This is a genomic window from Rhodococcus sp. NPDC059969 (assembly GCF_042738325.1).
GTDB lineage: Bacteria > Actinomycetota > Actinomycetes > Mycobacteriales > Mycobacteriaceae > Rhodococcus_F.
In genome coordinates this window covers 110,077-122,889 of sequence record NZ_JBHWUF010000006.1, presented here as the reverse complement: position 1 = coordinate 122,889, position 12,813 = coordinate 110,077, and the positions used below count along the sequence as shown (strand labels likewise).

8 protein-coding genes are annotated in these 12,813 nt (G+C 62.8%); 2 read left to right on the top strand and 6 right to left on the bottom strand.

Translation table 11 applies throughout. The annotated features are described in order from the left end of the window. Positions 1–53: 53 nt before the first annotated feature. Entirely contained in the window at positions 54–2,603 is a 2,550-nt protein-coding gene (gene ftsH, locus ACFWAD_RS18105) for an ATP-dependent zinc metalloprotease FtsH (protein ID WP_378546231.1), read from the bottom strand. 267 nt (positions 2,604–2,870) lie between these two features. Further along, positions 2,871–3,518 (bottom strand): FadR/GntR family transcriptional regulator, encoded by a 648-nt coding sequence (locus tag ACFWAD_RS18100; protein ID WP_378546228.1) that lies wholly within the window; start codon positions 3,516–3,518, stop codon positions 2,871–2,873. A gap of 99 nt (positions 3,519–3,617) precedes the next feature. On the opposite strand from ACFWAD_RS18100, the gene ACFWAD_RS18095 reads away from it, so the two are divergent. Both ACFWAD_RS18095 and ACFWAD_RS18090 read left to right on the top strand, forming a co-directional pair. After that, positions 3,618–4,958 (top strand): SLC13 family permease, encoded by a 1,341-nt coding sequence (locus tag ACFWAD_RS18095; protein ID WP_378546225.1) that lies wholly within the window; start codon positions 3,618–3,620, stop codon positions 4,956–4,958. A gap of 28 nt (positions 4,959–4,986) precedes the next feature. Beyond that, complete coding sequence (locus tag ACFWAD_RS18090; protein WP_378546222.1) at positions 4,987–6,396, top strand: acyl-CoA synthetase; 1,410 nt, start codon at positions 4,987–4,989, stop codon at positions 6,394–6,396. Positions 6,397–6,428: 32 nt separating this feature from the next. On the opposite strand, the gene ACFWAD_RS18085 is transcribed toward ACFWAD_RS18090, so the two are convergent. The 4 genes from ACFWAD_RS18085 to hpt all read right to left on the bottom strand — a co-directional run bounded on the left by ACFWAD_RS18085 (position 6,429) and on the right by hpt (position 12,813). Then, positions 6,429–9,080, bottom strand: coding sequence for an RDD family protein (locus ACFWAD_RS18085; RefSeq protein WP_378546219.1), 2,652 nt, complete (start codon positions 9,078–9,080; stop codon positions 6,429–6,431). A 46-nt stretch (positions 9,081–9,126) separates the two neighbouring features. After that, positions 9,127–11,439 carry a PQQ-binding-like beta-propeller repeat protein gene (locus tag ACFWAD_RS18080; protein WP_378546216.1) on the bottom strand — a complete coding sequence of 771 codons (2,313 nt, stop codon included), beginning with the start codon at positions 11,437–11,439 and terminating at the stop codon, positions 9,127–9,129. 22 nt (positions 11,440–11,461) lie between these two features. After that, positions 11,462–12,136: a DUF4190 domain-containing protein gene (locus ACFWAD_RS18075; protein WP_378546213.1), complete on the bottom strand. Its 675-nt coding sequence runs from the start codon at positions 12,134–12,136 to the stop codon at positions 11,462–11,464. Positions 12,137–12,258: 122 nt separating this feature from the next. Then, a complete protein-coding gene (hpt, locus tag ACFWAD_RS18070) occupies positions 12,259–12,813 on the bottom strand; it encodes a hypoxanthine phosphoribosyltransferase (RefSeq protein WP_019746778.1) in 555 nt (184 codons plus the stop codon).

Below are 12,813 nucleotides of genomic sequence, written 5' to 3'. Positions count from 1 at the left end.
TCTCCTCGAGAATTGTTCACAGGTCCCCCGCCGCAGAGCCTAGTGGCGCAAGGTCAGCGAGATCCGTCCGGTCCGTCCCAGCGAACGGTGCTCGGTCCCTCGTCCTCAGCCGAATGATGCGGCGGAGGAGTTTGCGGCTGTTCCGGTGCGGGGCTCTGCCACTGGTTTTCACCCGACGGGTTTCCCCGGTTCGGATCGGCGAAGGGTCCACTGTCCGGGTACTGCACCGGGTAGTCGGGCTGTGCTGGGTAGCGGCGGCCGGGGTGCGGCTGCTCCGGGTACGCCTGCTGTCCCGGATGCGGCTGACCGTACTGCCCCTGATCGGGCTGGGGCTGACCGTGTTGGGGCTGACCGTACTGGCCCTGCTGCTGGTTCGGCGGGTTCGGATTCTGTCCACCGGTGTATCCACCCGACTGCTGTCCGGGGTACGTCGGCGACTGGTTCTCACGCGGAGGCCAACCCGGTGCCGACCATCCGGCGGGCGCTCCGTAGTCGGGTGTTCCCGGTTGCGGAGTCTGCTGCGGCGCACTCGGCTGCGGGTACGAAGGCTGCGCGTAGCCGTTCGAGGGTCCCTGGTTGCCATTGTTGGGGAGACCGCCGTTGTTGGGCGCACCACTGTTGGCTGCGCCGGCCTTGACGAGAACAGGGGCGGCAGCGGGCTCCGGCCAGGTTTCGCCACGCTCGATCGCGAGTTCGCGCGGAGTTTTCACCGGCGGACGATCCGAAGGCGTGCGACCGCCGAAATCGTTGAAAGCCGTGATGCGCGGACGCTTTTCGACGCCGGCAAGGATCTTCTCGAGGTCCTTGCGAGTCAACGTCTCACGCTCGAGCAGTTCGGTAGCGATGAGGTCGAGCGCATCGCGGTACTCGTTGAGGATTGCCCACGCTTCGGTGTGCGCTGCCTCGATGAGGTTGCGCACCTCTTCGTCGATTTCACGAGCGATCTCGTGTGAGTAGTCGGACTGCACGCCCATCGAACGGCCGAGGAACGGATCCCCGCCCTCCTGGCCGTAGCGAACCGCGCCGAGCTTGGCACTCATGCCGTATTCGGTGACCATCGCGCGGGCGATCTTTGTCGCCATGTCGATGTCCGACGACGCTCCGGTGGTGGGCTCGTGGAACACCAGTTCCTCGGCGGCGCGTCCACCCATTGCCATGACGAGACGAGCGATCATCTCGGAACGCGTCATCAAACCCTTGTCGTCCTCGGGCACGGTCATCGCGTGACCGCCGGTGCGACCGCGAGCGAGGATCGTGACCTTGTAGACCGGCTCGATGTCAGGCATTGCCCAAGCAGCCAGCGTGTGACCGCCCTCGTGGTACGCCGTGATCTTCTTCTCGTGCTCGCTGATGATGCGACTCTTACGCCGCGGTCCACCGACAACACGGTCCACCGATTCCTCGAGTGAGGCTTCGGTGATGACGGTTCCGTTTTCGCGTGCGGTGAGCAGCGCAGCCTCGTTGATGACGTTGGCGAGATCGGCGCCCGACATTCCGACGGTCCGCTTGGCGAGACCTTCGAGGTCTGCGTTGGGATCGATCGGCTTGCCCTGCGAGTGCACGCGCAGGATCGCGCGGCGACCGGCGAGGTCGGGGGCACCGACCGGAATCTGGCGATCGAAGCGTCCCGGACGCAGCAGTGCGGGGTCCAGGATGTCGGGACGGTTGGTTGCGGCGATCAAGATGATGCCGGTGCGATCACCGAAGCCGTCCATCTCGACGAGCAACTGGTTGAGCGTCTGCTCGCGTTCGTCGTGTCCACCGCCCAGACCTGCGCCGCGCTGACGACCGACTGCGTCGATCTCGTCGACGAAGATGATGCAGGGGCTGTTCTGCTTGGCCTGCTCGAACATGTCGCGAACACGCGAAGCACCGACACCGACGAACATCTCGACGAAGTCCGAGCCGGAGATGGTGAAGAACGGGACGCCGGCTTCGCCTGCGACAGCGCGAGCGAGCAGCGTCTTACCGGTTCCGGGAGGGCCGTACAGCAGCACACCGCGCGGAATCTTGGCGCCGAGCGCCTGGTAGCGAGCCGGGTTCTGCAGGAAGTCCTTGATCTCGTACAACTCTTCGACAGCCTCGTCCGCACCGGCGACGTCGGCGAACGTGGTTTTCGGCATGTCCTTGGTGAGCTGCTTGGCCTTCGACTTACCGAATCCCATGACTCCGCCGCGACCACCGCCGCCCTGCATCCGGTTCATGACGAAGAAGAAGATGCCGAACAGAATGATCATCGGCAGCACGAACAGAAGGATCGACGTCAGCCAACTCTCCTGAGTGACCGTCGTGTTGAACTTGTCCGCTCCGGCGCCTTCGACCTTGTCGAAGATCTGCTCCGACGCACTCGCGGGGTACTTCGCCAGGATCTGCGTCTTACCGTCGGTGGCGTCGTTGCCGTTCTTGAGCCACAGACGAACCTGCTGCTCACGGTCGTCGATCTGCGCCGACTCAACGTTCTTGGCGTCGAGTTGGGAGATCGCGACCGACGTGTCGACGGTCTTGAAGTCGCGGGTGTCGTTGCTGAAGTAGCTGAAGGCATAGATCACCAACAGCACGACGGCTACGAGTAGCACGTTACGGAACACAGTCTTACGGTTCATACAGGTCGGCCGATGTGGCCGGTCCTTTCGAGAGTGCGGGTCTGCCAGGTCGCCTTCCGGCTGCCAACCGGACACCTGCAGGTTACCGCGATCGGCCCCATCGATGCCCGCCAGCAGCCGTGCCGCTTGGTTGGAACGGTCGTCACTGTGTTCAACGTGCGCATTGCCGATCAGGTTCCCGGGCTACGTCGCAGCACAGTTTCCTGTGAGCGAACATGCTCATAGTGGTTATCGTGCGCTTTTCCGACGCTCGTCCGTCGTTATTCGTCAGGCCGTCTCGGAGAGGATTCCCGCAACAGCGTCGGCGGCGCCCGATTGGTCACCGTCGATGATGCGGTGTGCGAGCTGATCGAGTCGCGCAGACAGCCGAGCCGAGGACTCGGGCACGTCCGCCTGCTGGGCGATCGTGTCGTCGAGATCAGCCAATAAGCCACCTCCGGCAAGGTGCCTGACACAACGCCACGTCTCGGCGAAGTTTCTCGCGGTCCCGTCGTCGGTCAGCATCGCGACCCGCAGTGCAGCGTTGGGATTCGACGCCGCCGCTCGAGCCAGCCCGGCCATGATCGCTTCCCGCGCCGCAGTCAGTTCGTCGACGGTCCGATCCTGAAGCCGCACGCCCGAGTCCGCCGAGCGGCCCGCGTCGAGCGTCGGTGCTTCACGAATCACTGCACCGTTGCCGTGCTGGATTTCGACTCGGCCCCGGATCTCGAGGGCAACGAGCGCCTGAGCCAGCGATGCGCGGCTCACGCCGAGTTCGGCAGCCAGGCTGCGTTCGGGAGGAAGCCGATCGCCGGGCGAAAGACCTTGAGCCTCGATGAAATTCGAAATGTGCTCGGCCAACTGCTCGTACAGACGCGGACGCTTCAATCGTCCGGGCAGGCCCGAGCGCGAGCCGGGCGATGACGTCGAATTCATGCCTCGGAGTGTACTTGACAAATGGAGCAGTGGCAGAGAGGCTAGGCCAATTCCAAGTGATGCAGACCACAAGCTGGTCGCGAACGGATTGAGAGTTCGATGGCAAATGTCATAGCCCTGTCAGTACTTGTCCTGGTGTTCGTCATATCCACCGTGAGGTCGGTGAACATGGGTGCGCTTGCCCTGGTGGCTGCCTTTGTCGTCGGAACACTGGTCTTCACCGTCGATACCAGCGAGATCCTCGACGGCTTCCCGGCCAGCCTCTTCGTCATCCTGGTCGGCGTCACCTACCTGTTCGCGCTGGCCAGAAACAACGGCACGGTCGACTGGATCATTCACGCGGCAGTTCGGGCGGTCAGAGGACGAGTGGCCCTCGTGCCGTGGGCGATGTTCGCGGTGTGCGCGGCCGTCACCGCCATGGGCGCGGTCAGTCCCGCTGCCGTCGCCATCATCGCGCCCGTGGCGATGGGCTTCGCCACCCGCTACCGGATCCACCCCATGCTGATGGGCTTCATGGTCGTCCAGGGCGCAACGGCGGGCAGCTTCTCCCCCATCGGAATCTTCGGCGTCATCACAAACGACGTCATGCGCCAGAACGGCCTCCCGTCGAGCCCGGCCTTGCTGTTCGTCTCGACCTTCGCGGCCGCGGCCGCTGTTGCTGCCATCGCGTACGTCTCGTTCGGCGGTCGCGCCCTGATTGCGCGCGGCGCCTCCGAACGCGTGCTCGTCAACGCAGTCGGCAACGCGACTGGCGTCGGCGACACCATCACCGGTTCGGGTTCCGGCGACAACTCGAAGAGTGGCGGCAAGTCCTCGGGTGGGACCGCTCCGCACGAGGGAGCACTCAACCTCGAGCGGCGACTCACCCTGCTCGGACTGGCGTCGCTTGCACTCGGCGCCTTGGTCTTCGACCTCGACGTCGGCTTCACCGCACTGACTGTCGCGGTACTTCTCACCCTGATCTTCCCGGCTTCCGCCCGCGGCGCCGTCGACAAGATCAGCTGGGGCACCGTGCTCCTCATCGGCGGAATCGTCACGTACGTCGCTCTTCTGCAGAACCAGAACACCGTCCAGTGGCTCGGGGATTCTGTTGCACACGTGGGGATTCCACTTCTCGCGGCGTTCTTGATCTGTCTGATCGGCGCGATCGTGTCGGCGTTTGCATCCACCACGGGAATCCTCGGCGCACTCATCCCTTTGGCAATTCCATTCCTCATGACCGGTCAGGTCAATGCAACCGGTCTGGTCATCGCGCTGGCAATCTCCTCGTCTCTGGTCGATTGCAGTCCGTTCTCGACCAACGGCGCGCTGGTGGTCGCGAACGCCGCTCCGGAAGAACGCGACGTGGTGTTCGGGCTGACGATGCGGTGGGGCATGACCATCATGGTGGTGACGCCGATTCTCGCCTGGCTGCTGTTCGTTGTTCCCTGGTCCGTCTGAATCTTCGCTCAAAGAAAGGGAACTCGCGATGAACAGCGAATCCACACTTCTGCGCTCCCTCGACCCCCGCATCTTCGACGATCACGGAGCGGCGGTCAGTTTCGGCGAAGGCGCAACCCTCTCTCGCGCCGACTTGTTTGCCGCCGCCACCGCGGTCGCCGATCGAATCCACGGTGCACAGCGAGTGGCAGTACAAGCCGCCGCCGGCCTCGAGACAGTGGTCGCCGTCGCCGGCGCGCTGATCGCCGGTGTTGCCGTGGTCCCGATCCCACCGGACTCCGGCCCGCTCGAGCGTCAGCACATCATCGCCGATTCCAAGGCCGAACTGATACTCGGAGAAGGGCCGACGGATTCGAGTATCCCGTTGATTCCCATCGATATTCACGCGCGATCCGCGACGTCCTATCCCGAACCGAACGCGGCAGCTACTGCACTGATCATGTACACCTCGGGAACCACCGGAGCTCCGAAAGGCGTTGTCCTCTCGCGAGCATCGATCGCAGCGGATCTCGACGCGCTCGCTCATGTGTGGAATTGGACGCCAGAGGACACACTCGTCCACGGACTGCCCCTCTTCCACGTCCACGGGTTGATTCTCGGCGTGTTGGGCGCCTTGCGCGTGGGTTCGCCGCTGATTCATACCGTCAGACCAACTCCGGATTCGTATGCCGCAGCGGGTGGCTCGTTGTACTTCGGTGTTCCGACCGTCTGGTCACGCGTGTGCGGTGATCCCTCGGCGGCCGCAGCATTGCGATCTGCGCGCTTGCTCGTATCCGGCAGTGCACCACTTCCGGTTCCGTTGTTCGAGCGGATGAAATCGCTGACGGGGTTGGCTCCCGTCGAGCGCTACGGAATGAGTGAAACCCTCATCACCGTCAGCACGACGCACGACGGTGAACGCCGCCCGGGTTGGGTCGGGCACGCCGTTCCGGGAGTCAGGACGAGGTTGCGCGGTGAGAACGGTAAATTGTCGGCGCACGACGGAGAGCAGCTAGGTCAACTGGAAGTCGCGGGAGCCGTGCTCTTCGACGAGTACCTCGGGAACCCCTCGAAGACAGCGGAATCCATCACCGAAGACGGCTGGTTCCGCACCGGCGACATCGCGGTGATCGACGAGAGCGGATTCCACCGCATCGTCGGTCGCGAGTCGGTCGATATGATCAAATCCGGTGGATACCGCATCGGTGCCGGCGAGGTGGAACAGGCACTTCTGGCATACCCCGGTGTTCGCGAGGCCGCCGTCGTCGGTGTGCCAGACGACGACCTCGGACAGCGCATAGTCGCGTTCATCGTCGGCGACGTAGCCGACTGCGCTGTGGTTTCGGACTTCGTCGCCGAATCACTGTCGATCCACAAGCGCCCTCGTCAGGTTTGTCTGGTCGACAGCTTGCCCCGCAACGCCATGGGCAAGGTGCAGAAGAAACTGCTGACGCTCTGAAGGCATGCGTGTTTCCCTCGAAGCGCGCTCGCTCACTGTCTGGTGACCACGACGACGGCGTCAGCCATCCGATCGTGAAAACCGCGTACATCCGGTGCAGAGCTGATCGAGACGATGATCGCGATCGAAATACCCACTGTTACAACAGTACCCAGGACACTGGCGATACTGCCCAACGACATCGTGTTCAGCATGCCGACGAGCTCGTCACCACTACCGAGCATGGCCAACGCCGAAACAGCCGATCCGAGGTACATGGGGATCACGAATGCATTCCGTTTGAAGGACTGCGCCAGGGTCGGGCGCGCACCTCCTACCGAGCGAACGCCTATTCCGAGGGCGAGTTTGCCCAGGGTTACCCCGAATGCTGACTCTCCCCACACGAAGTACACGATCGAACCCATCCCGATCAGGAGGCCGATCAGACCCGAACTTGTCCGGTAGGCATCGAAGTCGAAACCGTTTCCGAGCGTCGCGGTGGAGATCATGCCGCCGACGACCGACACGACTGCGAGAATGGCGAAATCGATGAATCGCGCGGCAACTCGTATCCCGGCTCCGGCCGGCCGAAAACCACCAGGCCGGAATGGAACGCCGGTCGGCGCATACCCCGGGTTCGGTTGCGGCACGACCAGTGGCGGTGCGGCCAGTTGCACGGGGTCGCTACCGGAGCGGGATTCCTGTGCGTTCGAGATGAAGGTCTCGGTCGCAGGTTCGGGTTCCCGTTCGGGTGGACCGAATTGCCCAGCAGCCCTTCGATCCAACGCCGCATCCACAGCAGGATCACCCAGCGCTCCGAGCCACGTCACAAGATCGTCGTACGTCGACGGATTCGCAGCAATCGCCGGCCGCAACTCCGGCGAACTCGACGCGATCTCGAACAGCACCGCCGCCGGGGTCCGCGGATCTCCAGCCTCGAGAGCACGCCCCGAAGGCTTCACCGGCGCAGGCACCGACACGGGCACGGGTACGGGTACAGGTTCAGGTTCAGGCTCAGGCTGAGGCTCAGGCTCAGGCTGAGGCTCAGGTAGACCGAATTGCCCAGCAGCCCTTCGATCCAACGCCGCATCCACAGCAGGATCACCCAACGCCTCGAGCCACGTCACAAGATCGTCGTACGTCGACGGATTCGCAGCAATCGCCGGCCGCAACTCCGGCGAACTCGACGCAATCTCGAACAGCACCGCCGCCGGAGTCCGCGGATCCGCAGCCTCGAGAGCACGCCTCGAAGGCTGAACGGGCTGTCCAAGACTCGGTACCGCAGCTGTAACCGTGGTGGCCGACGCGAACAGTTGCACCCCCGCATACAAATTCCGAACAGCCGGTGAGACGGTGAGAGCGAGAGCAAGCAGAACCACCAGCACCGCCAGAGCAAGATCGAATATCCATGCACTGTAATATATTTCGCCGTACATGGTCGACTGTACAACTAGACGAGCAATCATCAGAACGAGCAGCGCGACACAGACTCCGAGAACAACCTCGCGCGACGGGCGAGGATCAGACGAAGAATAGCGGAGCGACAGCGCTCTGACTCCGACGACGGCAAGAATCCCGACGAGTATCGCGAGAACAGCGAGCACTAACGCATCTCCCCACGGCACGATGCCAAATTGTGTTGCTGCCATTGCGATCTGAGAGAATCCAACACCGAAGCTCCACACCGCGATCAACAGCATGCCGTTTCGTGCCGCTGCGAGCCAGACGTATCCGGGGTGCGTCCCGTCGCCGACGAACGCAACACCGAATGGAATGAATGTAATTGCGGCTGCGGCAATCAAGAACGTGATGCCGTAGTACGGACTAGCCGTGACCGTGTGGAACAGCTCGACACTTGTGCCCTCGCTGATCGAGTGGAGTAATCCGGCTGCGAGGAGAGCGATGCCGAGCGCGGCGATTGTGAGGCGCCAGGACGCAAACCGTCTGGCGAGACCGACTGCCGCAACACCCACCACGACGATCGGAACGGCCGACGACACGAAGAGAACGATCAGGTTCTCGAAAGTCTGCGGCCCGTCGTAATATCGGTAGCGACTGGCGGAGACCAGGATGTAGATCAGCGCGAGTAGCGCCGAGGCCACTGACGACCCCCAAGCCACAAACACAAGCGGCTTCACCAACGCCAACCATCGCGGCGCGGTTCGAGGGTCGATGCGAATTTCTGCTGCTCGCGGTTGAGCGGCGAGCAGGGCGCCGGCAAGCCCGAACCACGCTCCGGCGCCGACCCCGTTGCCGGTGAAGATACTCGAACTCTCACTGAATCGGAACATTCCACGAATGACGTCGTAGGCGACAAGGCCCACGACAGTGGCAATGAGGGGTCCGTTGGACGCCAGACGCAACACTCGTATCTGCCCGACATTCCAATTCGGCCCGAGCATTCCGAGTCGCGCCACGTACGGCAGTAACAGCGACGCCAGCGACAGCAGTGTCGGCAGAACCAGAAGCACCACAAGAGCACTCGAACCGACGCGGGCTATTCCGACGGTCGCACTCCACGGTAAGAAGAGCGACACGAAGAGCAGTGCCGCGGCTGTCCCGTCGCGGGTGTAGTCACCGATCCGAATGTCCTCGAACGCAGATCGGGTCGGTGAATAGCTCTGGGGCGGTGGATACATGCCGTGTGACTGGGGCAAACTGTTTATCGATGGTTCACCGGGTTGACGCGAGTTGTCTTCGGTCATTCGCCAAGCTCCTCAGATGTGGGAAGTGCGCCGAACGGGTCAGGCACTATCGCCGATATTTGGTGGTTCCCGACGAATCACGATCGTTACTAACGATCTTGGCGAAGCATTGATCGTTGGCGATCCGCTTCGAATCGCACCACCCGTTGGCCGCATCCGCATCGGCAAACGTCAAGCCTGCGACGGTGATCCACCAACCACGGAGATCGAAGGTCCGCCATTCGTCACTCCAGAGCAGACGTACCTCCGGATACATGAGACGAAGTTCGAGATGCTGTCGCAGGATCTGGGCAGCAGTCCAATGCACCTGAGCGCCATTGATATCCGCTGCATCGAGTCCGACCCGCTTGGAGGATATCTGGGCCACCCACCTGTTCGCGAGGTCACCGGTGACAAACGGACGATCGGCGTCGGTCTGGGCCCGGAGGGCGTCGAGACTCGCGGATTCGACGTCGCCCGTGGTCGGCTGCGCACTACGCGTGGGCCGAATCGGTGTATTGGTGTCACTTCGCGATGCCGGCCCGGATGTCAGGCTGGTATCACTCGTCCCTTCGTCCTCACACTCGACGAGTTGAGCACCTGACGCTCTCGAATTGGTCAGACTCGAAGACTCACCGAGAGTGTTCGGCAGCCTCCAGAAGCTACCGAGGTCGTACAGGAACTCGCGTTGGATCGAGTTCGTCGTGTTCGTCCCATCGGTTCGGGGAAGATAGATCGGTGCTTCGGAGAAGTCGAACACCGCCGACGCAACGCTCTGGCCGGTGTCGGTGATCGACACACGAAGCGCGTCGGTGGAGACGATGTCTCCGCCGGGACATGATGCTTTCATTTCCATTCGAACGACGAGACCCTCTGCCTGCGTGCGGTATTCAACCGGCGTCAGGGTCGGTGTCCGTCCGCATTTCGTGACGTACTCGTCGCCTCCGTCTGCTTCAGGGACAGCGGGCAGTTTGCCTGGCGCTCCCGACGGTCCGCCGGTCGGTGGGTAGTAGACGAATTCGTCATTGGAGATCGAGGCGAGTCCGTCGTGGGCCTTCGACCACGACCAGTGGTTGGTGTGGGAATCGAGTGACCAACTGATGGAGCCGTCGGCGAGTTCGACGGCAAGAACCCTGCCGTCGTTGGGATGGACGAGAATTCGCTCACCGTCCGAGACCGAGAAAGAGAAGTAGTCACCGATCTTGGTCGACCACAACTGCTCCCCGGTGTCGATTCGGTAGGCCGAAAGTGTGTCCGAGTCGTTGCCCAGCACGATGTCGCCGACGATTCTGTGTAACGAGAAGCGATCACCGCCGGTGACCGACCACAACTCGGTGCCGTCACTGATGTTGTACGCGCCATGCGAACCGATGTACGGACGAGAGTTCGATGCCGAGACAAGCCACGGCGATGCCGGTCTGTCTTCGCCAACTCGAAATCTCTCGGCCCCGTCACGGTCGGACACGATGCTGGAGTATCCGTCCGACGGAAATGGCATCTCGCAGAGGACGCCGGCGAAGCCCTGACCTGGAAGCGCCTCGTAGCCACCGAGATTCGGATTCGAAAGCAGCGCGCCGTCGACCGCGCTGAGCGCCGTCGACCCGATGCTCGAGTAGTAGACGATGCCGTCCACGATCTCGAACGAATGCGAATCGCCGGATCCGACGCAGTCGGTTTCCTGTGGAGTTGTCGTTGTCCACGCCGCGTCGAGGTCGGTGGGGGTTCCGCGCGAAATCACTTGCCCGGACTGGTTGCCGCCCACGGTGAAGAGTGCACCGTCGGAAACCTCGACCAGGGTGGCTGTATCTGTGTCGACACTCGAACGAATCGTCCCCGAGTCGAGCGAGAAGGAAACGACTCGCGCTGTTCCACCAGGATTCCTGACGACACAAGGTAGGGCTGCATCGATCGCGGCGGTCGCACACGACACCGTGCCGGCGACCGGCGTTTGCCATCGAATGGATCCGCTTTCGGCGTCGACAGCAACGAGTTGGGATTGCTGACCCTGTTGTGGTCCGACCGTTGTGATCAGAGTCTGTCCCAACTCGATGAATCTTGCCGTTCCATAGCTCGCACCGAGCGAATCAGGCCACAGAAATCTTCCGCCCGGCAGAACATCGTCAACGTCCAACGACCACCCTGGCGTCGGCCGAGTGGGGTAGGTGTTGACCAACTGGCCTGCCACCGGTCCGTCGGAGTCTCCCGACCGGAGAATCGTGGCAACGGTGACGGTGCCCGCGGCGAGGGCCGCGACGGCGGTAAGAGCCGTAACGGCAACAATCCATCCCCGGCCACGAGAGCGAGCGGCCGGCGGATGTCCGGTAGCCGGAGCCTGCATTGGCGGTGGCGGGGGTGGCGGGGGCGGGGGCGGCAACGTCATCGGCTGTGACTTCCTCTGTCGATCATTCGTCCGCCAGGCAAAGCACTACGACCGGACTCTCTTTACGAACCCAATCGGCGGCGCACGCAGACGTGGACGTGCCGCGGCTGACTACTCGGTGAGTGGCGCTGCTCGAGCTGCACGAGATCGGACTGACATACGTCTCGCTTGTCCCGTCGCCCTTGTCCGCTCCGAGCCTTCGGACGATGCAGTCGCCTACCGAGGCATTTGCGATGACCGTCGCCGTGTCGCTTCCGCTGTACGTCGGCGCTACCGTCCTGGATGTGGTGGTCGAATACGTCGGATACGTCGTACTCGACGTTTCAGATGTGTAGTAGAGAGAAGACGCGCTGTCGTAGTCGTCGAACGCACGGGTGAAGGCGTTGGCAATGAGAAACATCCACACGATCGACAACACCAGAAGTGCGGTGAAGATGTAGCCGATCACCAGACCGGCGATTGCGAGTCCTCGCCCCTGCTCACCGGTTCGCTTGATCTGCGCCAGCGAAATGTGGCCGAGCACGATTCCGACCGGCGCCAGTACGAGCGCCCCAACCAGGGCTGCAATTGCGAAACCGTTGGTGGTCGGCGGTTGGTGCTGAACGCCCTGCGGTTGCGCATTCCAATACTGCTGCTCGCTCTCGGGCGGCAGTGGCGGAGGGGGCGGCGGTGGAGGAGGCGGTGGCGGAAGAGTCACCGAATAGGCCGTCGATAGCGCATTCCGTGAATCTAGCGAGGCCTCACAGACCTGTCTGTCGTCCGTTCGGAGGATTGATGCAGAGAGGCTGAAGTGTGAAGAGTGTTAATCGACGAGCAGGCTCAGCCGCCGTAGACCTCGGGGTCCAGGGTGCCGATGTACGGCAGATCGCGGTACCGCTCGGCGTAGTCGAGGCCGTAACCGACGACGAACTCGTTGGGGATGTCGAAGCCCACGTCGCGGACGTCGACGTCGATCTTGACCGCGTCAGGCTTGCGGAGCAGGGTGACGACCTCGAGCGAAGCGGGGTTACGCGTCTTGAGGTTGCGCATCAACCACGACAGCGTGAGACCGGAGTCGATGATGTCTTCGACGATCAGCACGTGGCGACCGGCGATGTCCTTGTCGAGGTCCTTGAGGATGCGGACGACGCCCGAAGACGAGGTCGAGGATCCGTAGGAGCTGACGGCCATGAATTCCATCTGCGACGGGATCGGCAGGGCGCGGGCGAAGTCGGTCATGAAGAAGACCGCTCCCTTGAGGACGCCGATCAGCAGGAGATCCCCTTCGGGGGCGCCTGCCGGGTAACGCTTGGCGATTTCCTCAGCCAGTTCCGCCGTTCGTGCACGGATCTGTTCTTCGGAGATCAGTACCGATGCGATGTCGCCCTCGTACAC

Excerpts from the sequence above, each read along its gene's own strand:
- ftsH (WP_378546231.1), bottom strand. The coding sequence starts at position 2,603 with ATGAACCGTAAGACTGTGTTCCGTAACGTGCTACTCGTAGCCGTCGTG.
- ACFWAD_RS18100 (WP_378546228.1), bottom strand. The coding sequence starts at position 3,518 with ATGAATTCGACGTCATCGCCCGGCTCGCGCTCGGGCCTGCCCGGACGA.
- ACFWAD_RS18095 (WP_378546225.1), top strand. The coding sequence starts at position 3,618 with ATGGCAAATGTCATAGCCCTGTCAGTACTTGTCCTGGTGTTCGTCATA.
- ACFWAD_RS18090 (WP_378546222.1), top strand. The coding sequence starts at position 4,987 with ATGAACAGCGAATCCACACTTCTGCGCTCCCTCGACCCCCGCATCTTC.
- ACFWAD_RS18085 (WP_378546219.1), bottom strand. The coding sequence starts at position 9,080 with ATGACCGAAGACAACTCGCGTCAACCCGGTGAACCATCGATAAACAGT.
- ACFWAD_RS18080 (WP_378546216.1), bottom strand. The coding sequence starts at position 11,439 with ATGACGTTGCCGCCCCCGCCCCCGCCACCCCCGCCACCGCCAATGCAG.